The sequence below is a fragment of the Pseudoalteromonas sp. CR1 genome, assembly GCF_019392235.1.
Classification (GTDB): Bacteria; Pseudomonadota; Gammaproteobacteria; order Enterobacterales; family Alteromonadaceae; genus Pseudoalteromonas.
Genome location: NZ_JAHXRM010000368.1, coordinates 1 through 260, shown reverse-complemented (window position 1 = coordinate 260; position 260 = coordinate 1). Strand labels below are relative to the sequence as shown.

General features: G+C 66.5%; 1 protein-coding gene. It reads right to left on the bottom strand.

Going from position 1 to position 260, the window contains the following annotated elements:
* On the bottom strand, nt 1-260 hold a 260-nt coding region (locus KZZ04_RS19745), incomplete at both ends, for an efflux RND transporter permease subunit (protein WP_219423964.1).

The following is a 260-nucleotide window of genomic DNA, read 5'->3' as shown; positions in this document are numbered from 1 at the left end:
CCGCCCACCAGCGAGAACGGCAGCGACAGCATGACGATGAGGGTCTCGGTCAGTCGGCGGAAGTTCAGGTAGAGCAGCAGGAAGATGATCAGCAGAGTGACGGGGACCACGATCTTGAGCCGCGCCTCGGCCCGCTCCAGGTACTCGAACTGCCCGCTCCACTGCACGCTCATGCCCTGCGGGAGCTTGACTTCCCGGTCGACCGCCACGCGTGCGTCGGCCACGTAGCCGCCGAGGTCGCGCCCGCTGATGTCGACGAA